The organism is Nonomuraea sp. NPDC050451 (assembly GCF_044458585.1).
On record NZ_JBITHZ010000005.1, the window covers coordinates 130,928 to 149,651 of the forward strand.

The window sequence follows — 18,724 nt, forward strand, 5'->3', positions numbered from 1 at the left end:
GACAGCCTTCAGACTTGTGACAGCCGGGGCGAAATTGTTTCTCTCATGCACCGGCGATGCGGTCGGCGCGGATGAAGACGCGGCGCTGCTTCGGGTCGAGCAGCGGGTCGGCATCGACCGAGGCTGGACGGCGCTCCTCAGTGCGGGGCGGAGCTGGGAAGGTCCAGGCCCGGCTTTCCGCGCAGCTGCCGCCGAGAGCGGATCTCGAGCTTGCGGAATACGTTCCGCAGATGCCTGTCCACCGTGCGCGGGCTGAGGAACAGGCGGGCGGCGACTTCGTTGGACGGCGAGCTGGTTGTCGGGCGGGCCGCTGCGACGTACTTGCTCACCTGTCGCCGCGAACGGGACCTCTCGCTACGGCGTGCCCTGGACGGGGGCCTGCCACATCGCGACGATCGCGTCGATCAGGCCGTCGGCCGTGGCGTCCCAGGTGGGCCGGAAGGTGGGCGCGTGGTCGGCCAGGGCCCGTTCCCGCTCGACGCACATCTGCACGATGAGGTGGCGGGCCATGGTGGTGCGTTCGCGGTGGAGCTCGACGGACTGGCCGGGGATGCACCGGGCCAGGCCGTCGCTGAAGAGCCGCAGCACCGGGGCGGCGGTCAGGGCTTCGTCCACCATGATCGCGTTCAACGCGGGGTCGGCCATGACCTGGGCGGCGAAGCGGGCGTACCAGGTGGGGCTGCCCAGGGTCTCCAGGTGTTCGGTGAGCGGGCGGACCAGGCAGGCGACCCAGTCCCGCAGGTCGGTGGAGCCGGCGATGCCGGTCATCATGCGTTCGCGGATGCGCTCGATCTGCTCGGCGTGTTTGCGGGCGATCGCGCGGATCAGGTCGGCCTTGGTGCCGAAATGGTAGCTGACCGCGGCGTTGTTGCCCTGCCCGGCGGCCTCGCTGATCTGGCGGTTGCCGACGGCGTGCACGCCGCGTTCGGCGAACAGCCGCTCGGCCGCGGACAGGAGCGCCTCCCGGGTCGCGTTGACCTGCTCGTCCCGTGTCATCTTGCTGATCATCGTCTTTCACCGCACCGGGACTTTCGCGCAGCCCGCGACGGCCCGGTCCCACAGGCCGCCGCAGGTCCTCGGCCGTGCCGGCGAGGCGTGACGGAAGGACAGCCTATGCAAGCGACGGACCGGGGTCGTCCCCGTCGAGGGCTGCTCCGGCTTGACAGGCATCCGTCCCGCACTAGAGTTTAAATCAATCGGTTGATTTAAACCACACTCGAGGGGGAACAGTGACGACAATCCCGGAGTACGACATCGCCAGGTCGGCGAGGTGCCCGCTGGACCCGGCGCCCGCGATGCGAGCGCGGCAGGAGGAGGGCCCGCTGACCCGGGTCCGGCTGTGGGACGGCAGCACCGCGTGGCTGGTGACCGGCCACGCCGAGCACCGCGCCGTGCTCGGCCATCCCAAGGTCAGCGTCGAACCCGCGCGCGGCCTCCCCCGGCTCTCCCCGGCGGAGGCCGCGACCATGGACAGCATGGCCAAGCAGGGCTCGGGCAGCCTCGGCTTCATCATGATGGACGACCCCGAGCACGCCCGGCTGCGGCGGATGGTGACCTCCGCGTTCACGGTCAAGCGGGTGGAGGCGATGCGCCCGGCCGCGCAGGAGATCGCGGACGAGCTGATCGACCGGCTGCTCGCCGGCCCGAAGCCCGCCGACCTCGTCGAGGCGTTCGCGCTGCCGCTGCCCTCGCTGGTGATCTCCAACCTGCTCGGCGTCCCGTACGACGACCACGAGTTCTTCCAGGCCAACAGCAGGACCATCATCAACCGCAACTCGACCCCCGAGCAGCGCGGACAGGCCCAGCACCGGCTGGCCGAGTACCTGGACGGGCTGATCGGCGAGAAGCTCGCCAAGCCCGCCGACGACCTGCTGTCCGGGCTGGTCGAGCGGGTCAAGGCCGGTGAGCTGTCCCGGCAGGAGGCCGCCCGCATGGGCGTGCTGATGCTGTTCGCCGGACACGAGACCACCGCGAACATGATCACGCTGGGCACGCTGGCCCTGCTGCGGCACCCCGAGCAACTCGCCCTCCTCCGCGGGAGCGACGACCCGAAGCTGGTCGCCTCGGCGGTCGAGGAGCTGCTGCGGTACCTGACGATCACCCACGGCGGGCTGCGCCGGGTGGCGCTGGAGGACATCGAGATCGCCGGCCAGGTCATCCGGGCCGGCGAGGGCATCATCACGGTCAACGAGACCGCCAACCGCGACCCGTCCGTCTTCCCCGACCCGGACCGGCTGGACCTCCAGCGCAACCCCAGGCTGCACGTCACCTTCGGGTACGGGGTGCACCAGTGCCTGGGACAGCCGCTGGCGCGGATGGAGCTGCAGGTCGCCTACCCCGCCCTCCTGCGGCGGATCCCCACCCTGGCGCTCGCCGCCGAGCTGGAGCAGATCCCGTTCAAGCACGACGGGTTCGTCTACGGGGCCTACGAACTGCCCGTCACCTGGTGACACCGAGGAGGAGAATGTGAAGATCATCATCGAGCAGGACAAGTGCGTCGCATCGGGGCAGTGCGTGATGGCCGCCGACGACGTGTTCGACCAGCGTGACGAGGACGGGATCGTCGTCCTGCTGAACGACGACCCGTCGGCCGAACGGCCGGCGGACGTGCAGCAGGCCGCCCTGGTCTGCCCCGCCCTGGCCATCACCGTCGAGGACCGGTCCACGGCGGGGAGGCAAGCGTCATGGACGATCGGCTGATGTACCGGCGTGAGTTCTAGATCGGAGGTGAGTGGGTCGAACCGGCGGGCGGCGAGGTGCTGAAGGTCGTCTCCCCGTCGAGCGAGGAGGTCGTCGGCGAGGTACCGGTCGCGACCGTGGAGGACATGGACCGCGGAGTCGGGTCTGGGCCGCGAGCTCGGCCCGAGGGCCTGCGGAGCCTCCTCGAACCGCGCGCCATCGGCGCAGGCCCGATGAAGGTCGCCGTCCCGTACGAACCGAACAAGCCGCCTCGTCGCTGTACGCCTCGATGTTCAACCTGTCCATCGCCCTCGGCGCTCTCGCCGTCGACACCCTGTCCACCGGCAGCACCCTGGCGATCGGCGCCAGACTCGTGCTGCTGACGCTGCCCCTGATCGGCTTCTCACGCGATGTGGGGAGCACGGGCGCCGCACCGACGCGTTGACCGGGCCATCACTGGTGCGCGTCGTCCCGGAACTTGTACCAGGGCCCCATCAGGTGCCGAACATCGCTCGGCCGGCTCCCGGGGCTCCAGACATAGCCGTAGCCGTCCCCGTCCCAGTACTTGCCCCGGTAGAAGTAGACCTGCTGCTCCTCCCGCCGGACGAACTCGAACGAGAGGCTTCCGATGCTCTGATCCCTGAGTTCGACGCCCTCTCCCAGCGTGCGAGCCACCGCCGCCATGTCCCCTGACGAGTGGGCGAAGCGCAGCTCCTCAGCGAAGAGCAGTGCCCCGATCAGGATCGCGGCCAGGAGCGCCGCGGCCAGGTACGCAGGCCTTCTGACGCGGGTCCTCTCGGTCATGCGGTCATCTTCACATGCCACTCGCCGAGGAGTTGCATCAGCTGGTACGCGGTCAGGGCCACGGTCACCGAGGACAGCACCGTGCCCATGCCAACGCGCACGGGCCACCAGGGTGGTCAGGGCCGCCATCAGATGGATCAGCCCCGAACGGATGGCAGTTGCGCCGGCGAAAGCCGGAGCATGGCTCACGATTATGGACAAGGATCGCCATAGTGGACCGTACAGGGCAGGGCGGCGATCACAAAGGGGGCGATGTGGCTGGTCAACGGGTGGAAGGCATAGGGGAGGCCGCAGGCACGGCCGGACGTGGCGGGCGATTCGCGCGTGCGGTGACTGAGGTGTTCGCCCCGCAATATGTGGGGATCGCCATGCCTCCGGTGGCTGGGCTGTCAGCCGAGGGCTGGGCGGGCCTGGCATGGGGGTTGCTCGCCGCAGCGGTGTGCGCGGGCGTGCCCGCGGCTGTGATCGCGGTGGGCGTGCGGCGAGGCCGGCTCGACTCGATTCACCTGGTCGAGCGGAAGTCGCGGAAAGGGCCGATGCTGGTCGGGCTCACCACGGTGGTGGTGGGCCTGACCGCGCTGGCACTGCTGGACGCGCCCCGTGTGGTGGTGGCGTCGGTGGCCGTGATGCTGTCCTGGGTTCTGGTGATGGGGCCGATCACACTGGTGTGGAAGATCAGCTTCCACACGGGGGTGTCGGCCGGCACCGCCGTCGTGCTCGCGTACGTACTTCCTGCGGTACCGGTCCTGGTGGTGGGCGCGGTGGTGGTGGCGGTGATCGGGTGGGCCCGGGTCCAGGTGTCGCACCACACGGCCACGCAGGCGCTCGCGGGCGCCGTGGTGGGGGCGGCAGCGGCCTGGACGACACTCGCGATAATGCTTTAGGGCCGTTTCGTGCCCGCTGTCGGTGAGCTCGTTCATCCCGGCCCAGGTAGAGGTCGCGAGCGGGCAGCAGGTGGACGGTGCCGCGCGGCCCATGCGTCTTGACCAGGGTGCGCTCGCCCCGCAGCGCCTCGCGCACGCAAGCCCGCGTGATCCGTCGAGCCGAAGACCGACCGACAGCTCGGCCGCCGACATGAGCTGCGCGCGCCCCTGCACATGGCGGCCACGACGACCGCCCGGCTCTGACCGGCCGCGGGACCGGCCGATTGCCGGCAAGGAGTCGTATCGCCTGGCCGGCGCCCTGCCGCGGGCGCTCTCTTGCTTCCTCCGGATGCATGGTGCTGGCCGACGCCTTGTTTGACGGACACGATGACGGCCTGGGGCGCCGGTGCGCGAACTCCTCGCACGCCGCGTCGTCGCCGCCGACCAGTACGACAGGAACGCCGTACGAGCCCGCCGGCAGGATGTCGCGGTAGGAGCCGTGGGAGTCGGCCACCAGCAGCTCGGCCGCGGGCTCGGCGTCGAGCACCCTCTCTACGAGGGCGTCGGCCGCCGCCACCCGCGTTCGTAGTCGTAGCGCTCCGGGCGCTCTTTGGCGGCATCGCCGTTCTGAGCGGTGCCGCCGACGGGACGGTGCGCGCATCGCGGTAGTCGCGCAGGGTCTTCCAGCACTTCAGCCTGGCCAGAGCGGGGTCCACTCGGGCTCGCACCCCCGGTTGCCGGGCCGCGCATGACCGACGGCGATCAAGGGCGGGTGATCTTTGTCAGGGGTGGCGGCTAGCATCTCCGCCATGTCTTCTTCTCGATCGGCCGCGGCCCGGGTTCCGTTCACCAAGAATGCCCAGTGGACTTTGACGTGGACCAGTCGGCCGGCGGGTGAACTGGCGTTCGGCGAGCCGGTCGGGGTGCCACGAACCGGCCACACCGATCGGGTGTGGGCAGTTACGACCATGGTCGTGGACGGGCGGCCGGTGGCAGTCACCGGCGGTCGCGATCGGACCCTACGCCTGTGGGACCTGACGTCAGGTCAGCAGATCGGTCAACCGTTCACCGGTCGCGCCGACTACGACTACGTGGAGTCGCTCGCGACCACGGTCCTGGACGGGCGGCCGGTGGCAGTCTTCGCCGGCGGCAACAACGGAATCGTACGGGTGCTGGATCTGATGTCCGGTCAGCAAGTCGGCGAGCCGTTCAAAGGGCACAATGGTTGGGTCAAAGCGGTTGCGACCACAGTGGTGGACGGGCGGCCGGTGGGGGTTTCCGGCGGTCACGACAAAACCGTACGCAGGTGGGATCTGAGGTCGGGCGAGCAGATCGGCGAGCCGTTCAAAGGTCACACGGGTTGGGTCACAGCGGTTGCGACCACAGTGGTGGATGGACGATCGGTGGCCATCTCCGGCGGCGCCGACCGCACCCTACGCCTGTGGGACCTGAAGTCGGGCCGTCGGATCGGTAAACCGCTGAGGGGCCACGGGTACAACGTCGAGTTGGTTGTGACCACGGTGATAGACGGGCAGCCGGTGGCAATTTCCAGCGGTGAGGACGATGGAACCTTACGGTTGTGGGATCCGACGTCAGGCCAGCAGATGGGCAAACCGTTCAGTGGCGACACCGGCTTTGTGAAGGCGGTTGCGACCACGGTTCTGGACGGACGCCCGGTGGCCGTTTCCGGGGGCATCGACGGAACTGTACGGATCTGGGATCTGAGGTCACGCCAGCAAATCGGCAAGCCGCTCACCGGGCACACCAATGGGGTTCGGGCGGTTGCGACGACGGTGGTGGACGGGCGACCGGTGGCCGTCTCCGCCGGCGACGATCACTCGGTACGGATGTGGGACTTGTCGTCAGGGCGGCGAGTTGACGAGTTCCCCAATCGCCACACCAGCTATGTCTCTGCCGTCGCCACCACGGTGCTTGATGGCCGTTCTGTTGCCCTGACCGGCAGCGACGACGAGACCGTTCGAGTGTGGGATCTGGCTACCGGCGAGCAAGTCGATGATCCGCTCACCGGTCACACCGAGACGGTCACCGCGATTGCCGCCGCGCTCGTCGGCGGCCGGCCGGCGGCGGTCACCGGCAGCTACGACGAGACCGTCCGACTATGGGATCTCAACTCGGGGACGCAGATAGGCGGGCCGTTCACCGGTCATACCGGCGCCGTCTGTACGGCTGCCGTAGTGGAGTTCGATGGCCAGTCGGTGGCCGTGACCGGCAGCTACGACGAAACGGTCCGCATGTGGAACCTGAACACCGGCGAAGAGATCGACGCATCCGGCGCCGGCCAGCGGCGCTGGACGGGCGCAGTCGGCGTCACCACCCTCAACGGCCGACCAGTCGCCCTGACCGTCACCCAAGACGGCACCCTCCAGGTGCTCGACCTCACCACCGACCGGTCGACCATTACCTTCCCCGCCGATCGGCACGGCGGATCCGTGCAAGACCTCGCCGCCACCACCATTGGCGATCGGCCGGCCGCGATCACCGTCAGCGACAGCAGCTCAGACCCTGTGAAGATATGGGACGTGGCCACGGGCGACGCCCTCGGCAAACTTCCCACCAGAGCCACCGACGCGGTCGTCGCCGGCACAGTGGACGGTCAACCCATCGCTGTCACCACCAGCTATCAGACGGTACGCGTGTGGAAGCTTGCCACCCGCAAGCAAATCGGCCCCGACTTGCACTTCCCCAAACCCGTAAGAGCGGTGGCGATCAGCGAAGACGGACACGTCATCGTCTGTTTTGACCGCGACATCGCCGTGTTCACCAACACCCCAGCACCCCCGGAAGGATGATCACCACCAGCGGCGAAACAACGAATGCCACAGACCCACTGGGGCCACGGCAAACGCCGCCTCGCCAGCACCTGGGCCGCCGACCACCGCCACGCCGCCCGCATCGCCGGCACCCCGCCTGACCGCCGGCGTTCCCCCGGCGGCCACGCGCGCGGGTGGGCGCGTACGTGATATCGAGCGGCCGCCTAAGGGATGTCACGGGCACAGCCAATGGGTCCACCAGCGCCACCGCGTACGTCAGCGGCAGCACTTTGGCGATCTCGACGTACGTGGGATTCGGCCGCCGCATGACCTTGGCAGGTTGAAGATCGCGCCCGCCACCCTGGCCGCCAGCTCGCCCATGTGGCCGATCACCTGGCCGACGCTCTGCTGCTCCAACACCTTGGTGGGCAGCACGCCAGGGAAGCCGACGTTCTTGTCTATCTTGTCGGGGTCTTCGAGGTCGAGCCGGTCTTGGGCTATGAGGGTGACATAGAGCGTCGTCGGCGACCGCCAGTGGGAAATGGTCTCACACCACTTTCTGCAGCGAGATATGGACATCGTGACAGCGCCGTTGCCCTCCGTAGCAGCCCTTGGGGGTGTCACCGCTCCCCCACCGGGTTACCCCAGAGGTCGCGCCTTAGGGGTGTTCCGCGAGTCCCGGCCGTGGTTATCGTCGAATGCGTCAATCCCCCGCACGCACCTTTATCACGGGGATCTCATGGGGCGGCCGATTCGCCCATTCGTCGTGCTCGGGAAGGGGAGACAATGCTGAGCACCGTCGAAATCGTAGTAGGCCTATTCCCAGGCCAGGGCGCTTATGCGCCGAACATTCTGGAGCGGTTGAAAACGCATGGCGATGGTGTGGCCAAAGCGGTCGAAACCATTGACGAAGTGGCCCGGGGAATGCTCGGGAAGGGCCTGGGGCGCGCTTTTTCCGGTGAATCCGCAGAGCGCCTGCTCGACGAGGCGCCGGACGTGCTGCAGCTGGCCGTCTTCGCCACGTCCACCGCGGCTTTCCGGGCGCTCGCCGACGAGGGCGCCCGGTTCAGCGTGCTGGTCGGGCACAGCCTCGGCGAGATCGCCGCGCTGGTCGCCGGCGGCGCGCTGGACGTCGCCGAGGGCGCGGAGATCCTCTGCCATCGCATCATCGCGCTGCGCGAGCACGACAGCAGCGGCGGCGGGCTGCTGGCGCTGGGCTGCGCCACGGAACGGGCCCAGCAGATCCTGGACCTGCTGCCGACCTCCGGGGCCGTGATCGCGGTGGACAACGGGCCGGAGCAGACGGTGGTGTCGGGGCCCGCCGACGCGCTGCGGCGTACGTCCGCGATCGCCGACGCCGTGGGCCTGTCCGCCACGGTGCTGCGCGCGCCGCATCCGTTCCACAGCCCGCTGCTCGCCGCCGCCGCGCAGGACCTGGGCCGCAGGCTCACAGGGTACGGCCGGCGAGGGCTGGGCGTACCCGTCTTCTCGCCCATCCTGGGCCGCTACTACCGCGACTCGGACGACCTCGGCCAGCTGCTCGCCGCCCATCTTGTCACGCCGGTGCGGTTCGGCGCGGCCGTCGAGCGGCTGCACCGGTCGGGCGTGGGGGTCTGGGTCGAGGTGGGCGCCGGGCGGGCGCTGACGTCGCGGGTGCGGGCGGCGCACCGAGCCGCGTTCGTGCACACGCCGCTGCTGGCGGACGTGGACACGTTGCGGGAGACCGGACGTTTCCTGGCCCCCGCCGCCACCGGCCCGCGCACCGCCCCTACCGCGCCCACCGCCCAAGGCCCGCACCCCACAACCACCGCCGAAGTCCCGCGCACCGTCCCCACCGCCCAAGGCCCGCACCCCACGACCACTGCCGAAGTTCCGCGCACCGTCCCCGCGGCTGAGGGCGCGCAGGCCGCATCCGCCGACAGCCCCGGCCGAGCTGCCGTCGCCGAGGGGAGGCCCGCCGCCGCGCAGCCGAGGGAGGCGATCGCGGCGCGCGTGCGCGACCTGTACGCCACCACCCTGGAGTACCCGGAGGAGGTCTTCGAGGACCACGCCGAGCTGGAGGCCGACCTCGGCGTCGACTCGGTCAAGCGCGTGGAGCTCATGGGCCGGCTCGGCCTGCTGTTCGAGCTGGGCCCACGCCCCGAGGACCTGCGGGTTTCCGACTACCGCACGTTCGGCCAGGTAGTGGACTTCGTGGTCGACTCGCTGGCCAGCGCGGACGCGGCATGACGGCGGTGAAGGGCGGGTTCGAGGGCAGGGTGGCCCTCGTCACCGGCGGCGCGGGCAGCGTGGGCGCCCACATCGTGCGCTCGCTCGCCGAAGCGGGCGCCACGGTGGTGCTGAACTGCTTCCACTCCTACGACGCTGCCAAGGCGCTGGCGGCGGAGCTGGGCCGCGGCGTCCGCGTGATCAGGGCGTCGGTGGCCAAGCAGGACCAGGTGCGCCGGATGTTCGACGAGGTCACCTCGGTGTACGGCCGGCTGGACCTGCTGGTCAACAATGCCGCCGCGGGCACCTTCGCCGGGTGGGCCGAGCTGACCGAAGAGCACCTGGACCAGGCGTACGAGACCAACGTCAAAGGCGCGCTGTGGTGCGCCCGCGCCGCCCGCCCGCTGCTGGCGGCCTCGGACGCGGGCTGCGTCGTCAACGTCTCCTCGGTCGGCGCGGCGTACGCGCCGGCGAACTACCTGCCGGTGGGGCTGTCGAAGGCCGCGCTGGAGGCACTGACCCGCTACCTGGCCGCCGAGTTCGCCCCGGACGGGATCCGCGTGAACACCGCCTCCGCCGGGCTGCTGGACAACCCGGTCGGCCGGATGTTCCCCGGGTTCGCGTCGATGAGCGCGAACGCCGTGGCCGCGACCCCGATGGGCCGGCTGGCGACCCCGGCCGATCTGGCGAACCTGGTGCTGCTCCTCGCCTCACCGGGCGCGGCCTGGGTCACGGGCCAGACGGTGGTCGCGGACGGCGGCATGTCGCTGCACCGCGCGGCCCTGTCCCCGGACCCCGCCCCCGCGCCAGAGCCGGCGCCGTCCGTGGAACGGATCCAGGAGGTGGAGCGGACCCCGGACACGGAACGGACCCCGGACACGGAACGGACCCCGGACACGGAACGGACCCCGGACACGGAACGGACCCCGGACACGGAACGGACCCCGCACGCGGAACGGACCCCGGACGTTGAGCGGACCCCGGACGTGGATCCGATCGCGGTGGTCGGCATGGGCCTGGCCGTCCCGGGGGCCGGCGACCCCGACGCGTTCTGGCGGCTGCTCGACGAAGGTGCCGACCTGTTCGTGGACGTCCCACCGGACCGCTGGCCGGTGGCGAGCTTCCACGACGACGACCCCCGCGCCCCCGACAAGACCTACCAGCGCCGCTCCGGCTTCATCACCGCATTCACCCCGCACCCCGCCCTGGCCGCCGAACGCCCGGACGCCGGGCTCGACCACACCACGCTGTGGCTGCGGCACAGCGTTCACCAGGCGCTCGAGGGCGTGACCAGGCGGGACTCCGACCGTTTCACCGCCTGCTTCGGCTACACCCCGGACGGCAGCCAGCACCTGCAGGAGGCCCTGGTCGACCGGGAACTCGGCGGGCCTGGCGTGCTGCCCCACGGCGACGCCGCCCGCTCGCGGCCGTTCCCGCACCGGGTCGGCGCGGGCGCCATCGACGGCCTGCTCCCGGCGGACACGCGGCTGCTCATGGTGGACACGGCGTGCTCGTCCTCCCTCTACGCCATCGACCTGGGGTTGCGCGACCTCCTGGCGGACCGGACCGAGATCGCCGTGTGCGGCGGCGCGTTCGCGCTGGCCCCCGGCGGCTCGGTGCTGTTCTCCAAGCTGCACGGCCTGTCGCGCGGCGGCGAGGTCCGCGCGCTGGACCGGAGCGCCGACGGCGTGCTGTTCTCCGACGGCGCGGGCGTTGTGGTTCTGAAGCGGCTGTCGCGGGCGCTGGCCGACGGCGACACCGTGCACGGGCTCGTCGCGGGCGTCGGGCTGTCGGCGGACGGCAAGGGCAAGGCGATCTACGCGCCGTCCAGCGCCGGCCAGGAGCTGGCCATCGCGCGGGCCTTCGAGAAGTCGGGCGTCGCCGCCGGCGAGGTCGACTGGGTGATCGCGCACGCCACCGGGACCCCGGCGGGCGACGAGGCCGAGTTCCTGAGCCTGCGCGCCGCCTACGCCGGCACCCGCCCGGTGCGGGTGACCTCGAACAAGTCCCTGATCGGCCACACCGGCTGGGCGGCGGGCGTGGTGTCGGTCATCCACGCGCTGCTCGGGCTGCGGCACGGGGTGATCCCGGCCCAGCACCGCTTCTCGGCGGCGCCGGACGCCTTCGGCCTGGAGTCGTGCAACCTGAGCGTCCCCACGCGGCCGGTGCCCTGGCCGCCCCGGCCGGACGGGCCGCGCACGGCCGCCGTGTCGGGGTTCGGCTTCGGCGGCACCAACGCGCACCTGCTGGTGCAGGAGTTCCGGCCCGGCCGGCCCGCCAGGGCGGGGTACGGGGCCAGGAACGGCGAGCCCATGGTGATCGTCGGGTGGTCGGCCCACGTGCCGGGCGCCGAGGACAACGAGCAGGTCGGCGCGTGGGCGCGCGGGCGGCACCTCCTGCCGGACTCGTTCGGCGACGCCTATCCGCACCCGCCGTTCGCCCGCCTGCGGCTGCCCGCCTCCACGATCCGGGCGACCGACCGCACCCAGCTCATGATCATCGAGTGCATGCAGCGCCTGGAACCGCGTATCCGCGAGTTCTGCGCGCGGCACAGCCGCACGACCGGCGTGGTCGTTGGCCACACCGGGCCCACGCGCAACGCCGTCCTGTACGCCGTGCGCGCCTACCTGGACGCGCTCGACCACCTGGCGCGCGAGCGGACGGGCGAGCTGCGCGAACGCGTGACGAGGCTGATCGCCCAGCCGGACGAGGACTCCTTCCCGGGCGAGATGCCCAACGTGATCGCCGCCCGCCTGTGCGGCTACTTCGACCTGCGCGGGCTCAACATCGCCGTGGACGGCGGCGCGGCCTCGCTGGCCGACGCCTTCGACCTGGCCGGGCGCTACCTGGACTTCGGCGACGTGGACGTCGCCCTGGTGGCGGGGAGCAACGGCAACAGCCTCGCGTCGTGGGGCGAGCTGCTCGGCGGCGGCCCGATCGGCGAGGGGACGTTCCTGTTCGCGGTCACCCGCAAGTCGCTGGCCCTGGCCGAGGGGCTGCCGGTGCTGGCCGAGGTGTCCGTCGAGGCGGCGGCTGAGGAGAGGCTGGAGGCCACGGCATGAGCGGCGCTCGGGCCAACCTGCTGGGCGCGCAGGGCGCCCGCGAGCTCATCGCCTTCCTGGAGGGCGGCGGCGACGCAACGATCGAACTCCGGCCCGATCCCAGTGCCCGGGCACGGCTTATCCGGCTGACCAGACCCACCGGCCAGGACGCCACCGGCCACTTGACCCACCCCACCGAACGAAACACCACAGGCCACCCGACCGACCCCGCCCGCCGGGACGACACCGCCGGCCGGGACGCCGCCGAGCGTGTGAGCGGGCGGCTGCTCGACCGGCACGTGTTCGAGCTGGCCCCCGACCCGCGCCGGCCCGTACGCGCGGCCCCGCCGGCCGTCCCGCCGGACGCGGTCGTGCTCACGAACGCGCCGGACTACGCGGCGCGGTTCGCGGCGGGCCGCGGCGACGGCGTGTCCGCGCACGTCAGGGTGATCGTGGACGCCACCGACCCCCGCCTGCGCGCGGCCCGCTGGTCGCAGCCGGTCGAGGACCTGCTCGACCTGCACGAACGCACCTTCATCAAGGCCAAGGAGTGCGCCCCGCACCTCGACGGCGGCTCGTTCGTGGTGAGCGTCGTGGGCGGCGTGACGGAGGCGGGCGTGCCGCTGCCCTTCACCGGCCTGTTCACCGGCCTGGTCAAGAGCCTGGCGCTGGAGTTCCCCGGCGCCGACGTGCTGGCCACCGTGCACCAGGACGTGCCGCTCGACGAGGTGCTCGCCACGGTGAGCGCCGAGCTGGGCGCGCGGCGGCTCATCCCCGTGACGTACCACGCGGGCGGCGTGCGGCTCACCCCGAGGGCGGTGCCCACGCCGGCTCCGCCGTCCGAGGTCCCGGCACTGGGCGCGGACGCGCTGGTCGTGGCCGCCGGAGGGGCGCGCGGCATCGGCGCGCCCATCCTGGAGGCGCTGGCCGCGCGCCACCGGCCGCGCCTGGTGGTGCTGGGCAGCTCCGAACTCCCGGACGAGACCGGCGAGGAGCTCGACCGCAGCGCGTTCATCCGCGCCCAGTTGCGGCAGGGGGCCTCGGTGCCGGAGGCGAACGCCCGGTTCGACCGGCTCGGCGAGGCGCGGCAGGTCCGGCGCACGCTGGCCGGCCTGGAGCGGCTGTGCGGCCCGGGACGCGTCCGCTACCTGCGCTGTGACCTGCGGGACGGCGGCGCGGTCGAGCGGGCCCTCGCGACCGTGAACGGCCCGATCGACCTGCTGCTCAACATCGCGGGCACGAACCGCGCGTCCGGCGTAGCCGCCAAGTCCGTCGCGGACTTCCGCGCGGTGCGTGACCTGAAGGTGCGCACGTACCTGAACCTCAAGGAGGCGACCAGGGGCCGCGAGCCGCGCCTGTGGTGCAACTTCGGCTCGTTCATCGGCCTGACGGGCCAGCGCGGCGAGACCGACTACGGCGCCGCCAACGACTTCCTCAACACCAGCGCCATGAACGCCGACGGGGAGTTCACGATCGGCTGGACCCTCTGGCGCGACATCGGCCTCGGCGCCACCCCGCTGATGCGCGACTTCCTGGAGGGCAGCGGCGAGTTCACGCCGACGCCGACCGAGGAGGGTGTCGAGCACTTCATGGCCGAGCTGGCCGCCGCCCCGGACGCCCCGGTCACCGTGTTCTTCGGCGACAAGGAGCGGGCCGCGATCAGGGCCGCGGTGCCCGAGTTCCTGGAGTTCTCGGCGGGCGCGCCGTCCAGCGCCCGGGCGGCGGCGCGGCCCCTGCCGTACATCGACCGGGTGCTCCGCCGCGACGCCGGCGAGCTGGTGGCCGAGCGGACGTTCTCCATGGACAGGGACGGATACCTCGACCTCCACCAGGTCCGCGGCTATCCCACGCTGCCGGGCACGTTCGTCCCGGAGCTGGCGGCGCAGGCCGCCGTCGCGCTGGTGCCGGGCCGGGTGCCGGTCGTCTTCGAGGACCTGCGGCTGGAGTCGTTCCTGCGGATCTACCGCGCGGACCGGCCGGAGGTGAAGCGGCTCACCGCCAGGCTGCTGCGCGCCGACGAGGGCGAGTCGGTGGTGGCGGTGAAGGTGCTGGGCGACGTGGTCGCCCCGAACGGCGTCACCGTCGCCCGCGACCGGGTGCACTTCTCGGTCACCGTGCGGCTGCGCGACGCCCCCGTGCCCGGCCCCGCCTGGACGCACTGGGACGAGCACGGCAGCCGGCCGCTGCGCGACCCGTACCACGTGCCGGGCTCCGAGGTGCTGCTGCGCGAGGTGTTCGCGTCCACCACCGGCACCCGGACGCATCCGCTGGGCCGGCGCGGCCGGCTCGCGCTCGACGCGCCCGCGCTGCGCCGCTGGTTCCCCGACCTGCTGGTCCCGTCCGTCACGCTGGACGGCCTCGTGCGCGTGGCCGTCCTGGAGCGGGTGGCGGGCCGCTGGACGCCCGTCGCGATCCCCCGCTCGATCCGCCGCATCGACCTGTACGGCGGGCACACCGATCTGACGCTCGCCGCGCTGACCGAGCCGGTGGAGCTGTACGTCACCCCCGTCGACCTCGACCTGGAGGACCCCGAGCCGGACAACCGGGCCATCGCGGTCGCGTCGAGCGGCGAGGTGCTGCTGCAGGTGAAGGACATCATCGGCGCCGTCGTCGGCTACGTGGACCAGGAGACCGGCGAGTACGTCGACAGAGAGCGATTCGATCGCGAGGAGCGCCCATGAACCGCGAAGGGACCTGCCCGGTCGCCCACGGCCCGCGAGGGCTGCCGGTGATCGGCGACGCCATCCCCTACTTCAAGGACCCGCTGGCCTACACGCTGCGCATGCAGGAGCGCGACTCGCTGGTGTCGGTGCAGCTGCCCATCCCGTTCGTCCAGGTCACCGAGCCCGAGGCGATCGAGCGGGTGCTGCGGGTCAACCCGGACAACTACCAGCGCGGCACCCTCTACCAGGGCTTCTTCGGCATGATGGGGTCGGGGCTGCTGACGCTCGACACCGACGGCTGGCGCGGCCCGCGCCGGGCGGTGCAGCCGGCGTTCACCCCGCAGCGGGTCACCGGCAACGCCCGCGAGGCGGTCGCGGCCACGCGGGCGGTGCTGCGGCGCTGGTCGGAGCACGCGGCCTCAGGCGCGGTCGTGGACGTCGCGCCGGAGCTGATGGACGTGTCCGCCCGGGTCATGGGCATGGCGCTGGTCGGCCGGGACCTGTCGGGCACCGACTACTCCCGTGCCGCCGCGATCGCCAACAAGGTGATCTACACCAGTACGATCAAGGGCGTCCCAGCGCTGATCCCGTCGTTCGTGCCGACGCGCTACCACCGGGCCCGCAAGTGGTCGAACCGGGTGCTCGACGGCATCATCCGCCAGGTGATCGAGGAGCGGCGGGCCGCCGGCGAGCCCGGCTCGGACGCCGCCGGGCTGCTGCTGGCGGCCGGCCTGTCGGACACGGAGGTGTCGGACAACCTGCGCACGCTGCTGCTGGCCGGCTCGGACACCACCGGCCAGGCGCTTGCCTGGACCATGTACGAGCTGGCCCGCCACCCGCAGGCGCGCCGCGCCGTCGAGCGCGAGGTGGACGAGGTGCTGGCCGGCGACCCGCCCGACCCCGAGCGGCTGGGCGATCTGCCGCAGACCACGGCGGCGGTGAACGAGGCGCTGCGCCTGCACCCGCCGGTCTGGCAGTTCCCCCGCGACGCCGTCGAGCCGGACACCCTGGCGGGGCGGCACGTCCCGGCGGGCACGACGGTCCTGCTCAGCGTGTACGGCACGCACCGCTCCCCCGAGCACTGGACGGACCCGGAGGCCTACGACCCGCAGCGCTTCCTGGACGGCGCCCAGGACGGCCGGCACAAGCACGCCTTCCTGCCGTTCGGGGGCGGGCGGCGCATGTGCATCGGCAAGGGGCTGGCGATGGCGACGCTGGTGACGGCGGTGGCGATGCTGTCGCAGCGGTACCGGCTGCGGCTGCCGGGCGCGCGCCAGGTGCGCAGCGGCCACTACATCACGTTGTTCCCGAGCTCGGGCCTGCCGGCGGTCGTCCAGGAGCGGGCATGACGGTCGCGGCGCCCGCGCCGGTGCGGCCGCACCTGGTGTCGTTCGAGACCGGCTCCTTCGTGCGGCCCGTGCGCCGCATGGTGTGGGAGCCGGTGCCGCACCCGCTGCCGCCGCCGGCGCCGGTGGCGCGGCGGCTGCTCGTCATCGGCTCGGACGCGGAGCTGGCCCGGCGCGTGGCGGACCGCCTCGGCGCCGAGGTGTGCGTCCCCGGCCACGAGCCGGAGGACGGCGGCTGGGACGGGATCGTCGACCTGAACGTCACCGGCGTCCCGTACGAGCTCGGCGGCGGCGAATGGCGGGACGCGCTGGCCAGGACCACCCGCATGGTGCGGCACCGGTACGGCGCCTGGCGGGAGGAGTCGCGTGCCGACCGGTGCTGCTACGTCGCGGTCACCGCGATGGGCGGGCTGATGGGCTACGACGACGGGCCGATCGACTCGCCCCTGGGCGGGATCTGGGCGGGGTTCGCCAAGTGCCTGCCCCGCGAGCTGCCCAACCTGGCCGTGAAGGTGCTGGACGTCGACGCCGCCGACGCCGCCGACGCCGCCGACGCGGACGCGCTCGCCGGGCTGCTGGAGGCCGAGCTGGCGGCCTGGGACCTGTTCGAGATCGGCTACCGGCGGGGCGTGCGCCACGCCCTCACCGCCCTGCCGAGCCCGGAGCCCGTGCCCACCCTGAACCTGGGCCCGGACGACCTGGTGCTGATCTCGGGCGGCGCGCGCGGTGTCGGCTTCGCGCTGGCCCGCGGCCTGGCCGAGCGGTTCGGCTGCCGCGTCGTGGTGACCGGCCGCGACGAGCTGCCCGCCGCCGGCTGGCTCACGCTGCCGGACGACCGCTACGCCGCCCACCGCCGGGCCCGGATCGCCGCCGCCCGCACCGCCGACGCCCTGCGGGAGGCGCGGGCGGCGCTCAAGCGCGAGTCGGAGCTGCGCCATGTCGCCGCCAACCTGGCCGCCGCCGGGCGGGACGGCCTGCGCATCGCCTACGAGCCGTGCGACTGCGTCCGGCAGGAGCAGGTGGACGCCCTGTTCGCCCGCCTCCCGGCGCCGACCGTGGTGGTGCACAACGCCGGCATCGACCTGCCGACCAGGCTCGACCGGAAGACCCCCGAGGAGGTCGTGCGAACGGTCGAGGTGAAGGTGTCGGGGTTCGCGGCGCTGACCAGGGCGGTGCTCGCCACGCCGGAGCGGCGGGCGGCGCTCAAGGTCTTCTGCAACGTGGGGTCGCTGGCCGGGCGCATGGGCGGCATGATCGGCCAGATCGACTACGCGGCCGGCAACGAGGCGCTGCCCAGGCTGGGGTTCTGGGCGCGCAACACGTACGGGCTGCCGACGCAGACGCTCTGCTGGCCGACGTGGGAGCGCCTGGGCGTGATCGCCAACTACGACGCGGCGGTCCGCTACGTGTCCACCCTCGACCCCGCCGAGGGCGTGCGCCGCTGGATCGACGAGCTGCGCTCCGGCGGCACCGGCGAGGTCATGTTCATCGGCCAGGTGGGCGGCGCGCTCGTCCCCACCCAGCTGCGCGGCTTCTGGCTGTTCACCGGCCACCCCGACCTGCCCCGGCTGCACGGCCTGGCCCACTTCCTCGGCACCGTCGAGGAGTTCCGGCCGTTCCGCTCCCTGCGCGGCTCGATCGTCCACCGGCCCGGCGCCCATCCCTGCCTGGCCGACTTCACGGTGGACGGCCGGCCGGCGCTGCCGGTCTCGGTTCTGGTCGAGCAGGCGTGCTCGGTCGCCGACTGGGTGGTCCCGCCCGGCTGGCCGCTCCAGCACCTGGCCTCGGTGCGTGAGGTGCGGGTGCGGCCGTCGGCGCTGGTCCTCGCGGAGAAGGGGAGCCGGTTCACCACGTCGGCGGTGGGCGAGACGACGGAGGAGGGCTGGACCGTGCACGTCTCGATCACGGCCGCCGACGGCGCGGCCGCCGGTTCGATGCGCCTGCTCTACCGGCCCGAGCCGCCCTCGCTCCCGGCTCCGGCGCCCGTACCCCATCCCGGCGGGGCGCGGGACGGCGGCCGGCTGGCCTGGTCGGGGCTCGTCCTCGGGACGGCGGACGGCCCGCAGCCCACCGTGACGGCCGCCGACCTGTGGACGACACCGTTCCCGCCGGCCCACGGCATCGCGCCCGCCGCCCTGGAGGCCGCCGTCCGAGCGGCCGGCCCGGTGACCGGTGACCTCGTCACGATCGACCGGATCGTCCCCTGCCCGGGGGCGCAGCACGTGGACGAGCTGCTGCCCGTGGCCGGCGGCTGGACGGGGACGCGCGCGGGCGAGCCCGTGCTGTTCATCGCCCGGGTGGAACGCGGCACGGAGCCGCAGCGGCGCTCGCCCGGCGGCCGGTAGGGCG

16 protein-coding genes and 1 pseudogene are annotated in these 18,724 nt (G+C 72.4%); 12 read left to right on the forward strand and 5 right to left on the reverse strand.

The annotated features are described in order from the left end of the window. Positions 1-137 precede the first annotated feature (137 nt). Both ACIBI9_RS19085 and ACIBI9_RS19090 read right to left on the reverse strand, forming a co-directional pair. Complete coding sequence (locus tag ACIBI9_RS19085) at positions 138-329, reverse strand: helix-turn-helix transcriptional regulator (RefSeq protein ID WP_397223451.1); 192 nt, start codon at positions 327-329, stop codon at positions 138-140. 25 nt (positions 330-354) lie between these two features. Further along, positions 355-996, reverse strand: coding sequence for a TetR/AcrR family transcriptional regulator (locus tag ACIBI9_RS19090; RefSeq protein ID WP_397223452.1), 642 nt, complete (start codon positions 994-996; stop codon positions 355-357). A 233-nt stretch (positions 997-1,229) separates the two neighbouring features. Here ACIBI9_RS19090 and ACIBI9_RS19095 point away from each other — a divergent pair, with 233 nt between their 5' ends. The 3 genes from ACIBI9_RS19095 to ACIBI9_RS19105 all read left to right on the forward strand — a co-directional run bounded on the left by ACIBI9_RS19095 (position 1,230) and on the right by ACIBI9_RS19105 (position 3,124). Further along, positions 1,230-2,450 (forward strand): cytochrome P450, encoded by a 1,221-nt coding sequence (locus tag ACIBI9_RS19095; RefSeq protein ID WP_397223453.1) that lies wholly within the window; start codon positions 1,230-1,232, stop codon positions 2,448-2,450. A 16-nt stretch (positions 2,451-2,466) separates the two neighbouring features. Further along, on the forward strand, positions 2,467-2,700 hold the full coding sequence (locus ACIBI9_RS19100) for a ferredoxin (RefSeq protein WP_397223454.1): 234 nt from the start codon (positions 2,467-2,469) through the stop codon (positions 2,698-2,700). A 268-nt stretch (positions 2,701-2,968) separates the two neighbouring features. Then, a complete protein-coding gene (locus ACIBI9_RS19105) occupies positions 2,969-3,124 on the forward strand; it encodes a hypothetical protein (RefSeq protein ID WP_397223455.1) in 156 nt (51 codons plus the stop codon). Positions 3,125-3,132: 8 nt separating this feature from the next. On the opposite strand, the gene ACIBI9_RS19110 is transcribed toward ACIBI9_RS19105, so the two are convergent. Further along, the gene (locus ACIBI9_RS19110) at positions 3,133-3,483 is read right to left on the reverse strand and encodes a hypothetical protein (RefSeq protein ID WP_397223456.1); all 351 of its coding nucleotides are present in this window, start codon (positions 3,481-3,483) and stop codon (positions 3,133-3,135) included. Positions 3,484-3,851: 368 nt separating this feature from the next. Here ACIBI9_RS19110 and ACIBI9_RS19115 point away from each other — a divergent pair, with 368 nt between their 5' ends. Continuing rightward, a complete protein-coding gene (locus ACIBI9_RS19115; protein ID WP_397223457.1) occupies positions 3,852-4,367 on the forward strand; it encodes a hypothetical protein in 516 nt (171 codons plus the stop codon). 328 nt (positions 4,368-4,695) lie between these two features. Here ACIBI9_RS19115 and ACIBI9_RS19120 read toward each other — a convergent pair. Next, a pseudogene (locus ACIBI9_RS19120) lies at positions 4,696-4,794 on the reverse strand (hypothetical protein); the annotation flags it as partial. Between ACIBI9_RS19120 and ACIBI9_RS19125 the strand changes: the two are divergent. From ACIBI9_RS19125 to ACIBI9_RS19135, 3 genes are all read left to right on the forward strand, one after another. Continuing rightward, a complete protein-coding gene (locus ACIBI9_RS19125) occupies positions 4,753-4,935 on the forward strand; it encodes a hypothetical protein (protein WP_397223458.1) in 183 nt (60 codons plus the stop codon). The pseudogene ACIBI9_RS19120 and the gene ACIBI9_RS19125 sit on opposite strands and share 42 nt — an antisense overlap. A 220-nt stretch (positions 4,936-5,155) precedes the next feature. Beyond that, complete coding sequence (locus tag ACIBI9_RS19130) at positions 5,156-7,156, forward strand: WD40 repeat domain-containing protein (protein ID WP_397223459.1); 2,001 nt, start codon at positions 5,156-5,158, stop codon at positions 7,154-7,156. A 24-nt stretch (positions 7,157-7,180) separates the two neighbouring features. Then, positions 7,181-7,327: a hypothetical protein gene (locus ACIBI9_RS19135; RefSeq protein WP_397223460.1), complete on the forward strand. Its 147-nt coding sequence runs from the start codon at positions 7,181-7,183 to the stop codon at positions 7,325-7,327. Positions 7,328-7,393: 66 nt separating this feature from the next. On the opposite strand, the gene ACIBI9_RS19140 is transcribed toward ACIBI9_RS19135, so the two are convergent. Next, the gene (locus ACIBI9_RS19140) at positions 7,394-7,696 is read right to left on the reverse strand and encodes a hypothetical protein (RefSeq protein ID WP_397223461.1); all 303 of its coding nucleotides are present in this window, start codon (positions 7,694-7,696) and stop codon (positions 7,394-7,396) included. Positions 7,697-8,029: 333 nt separating this feature from the next. Here ACIBI9_RS19140 and ACIBI9_RS19145 point away from each other — a divergent pair, with 333 nt between their 5' ends. From ACIBI9_RS19145 to ACIBI9_RS19165, 5 genes are read left to right on the forward strand one after another with little or no spacing between them, the layout of a single operon-like run. Beyond that, positions 8,030-9,346 carry an acyltransferase domain-containing protein gene (locus ACIBI9_RS19145; protein ID WP_397223462.1) on the forward strand — a complete coding sequence of 439 codons (1,317 nt, stop codon included), beginning with the start codon at positions 8,030-8,032 and terminating at the stop codon, positions 9,344-9,346. Further along, positions 9,343-12,387, forward strand: a complete 3,045-nt coding sequence (locus ACIBI9_RS19150; RefSeq protein WP_397223463.1) for an SDR family oxidoreductase — start codon at positions 9,343-9,345, stop codon at positions 12,385-12,387. The genes ACIBI9_RS19145 and ACIBI9_RS19150 overlap by 4 nt, the downstream gene beginning before the upstream one ends. Further along, positions 12,384-15,047: a KR domain-containing protein gene (locus ACIBI9_RS19155; RefSeq protein WP_397223464.1), complete on the forward strand. Its 2,664-nt coding sequence runs from the start codon at positions 12,384-12,386 to the stop codon at positions 15,045-15,047. The genes ACIBI9_RS19150 and ACIBI9_RS19155 overlap by 4 nt, the downstream gene beginning before the upstream one ends. After that, positions 15,044-16,378 carry a cytochrome P450 gene (locus ACIBI9_RS19160; protein ID WP_397223465.1) on the forward strand — a complete coding sequence of 445 codons (1,335 nt, stop codon included), beginning with the start codon at positions 15,044-15,046 and terminating at the stop codon, positions 16,376-16,378. The genes ACIBI9_RS19155 and ACIBI9_RS19160 overlap by 4 nt, the downstream gene beginning before the upstream one ends. Then, on the forward strand, positions 16,375-18,720 hold the full coding sequence (locus ACIBI9_RS19165; protein ID WP_397223466.1) for an SDR family NAD(P)-dependent oxidoreductase: 2,346 nt from the start codon (positions 16,375-16,377) through the stop codon (positions 18,718-18,720). Before ACIBI9_RS19160 ends, ACIBI9_RS19165 begins: the two co-directional genes overlap by 4 nt. Positions 18,721-18,724 lie beyond the last annotated feature (4 nt).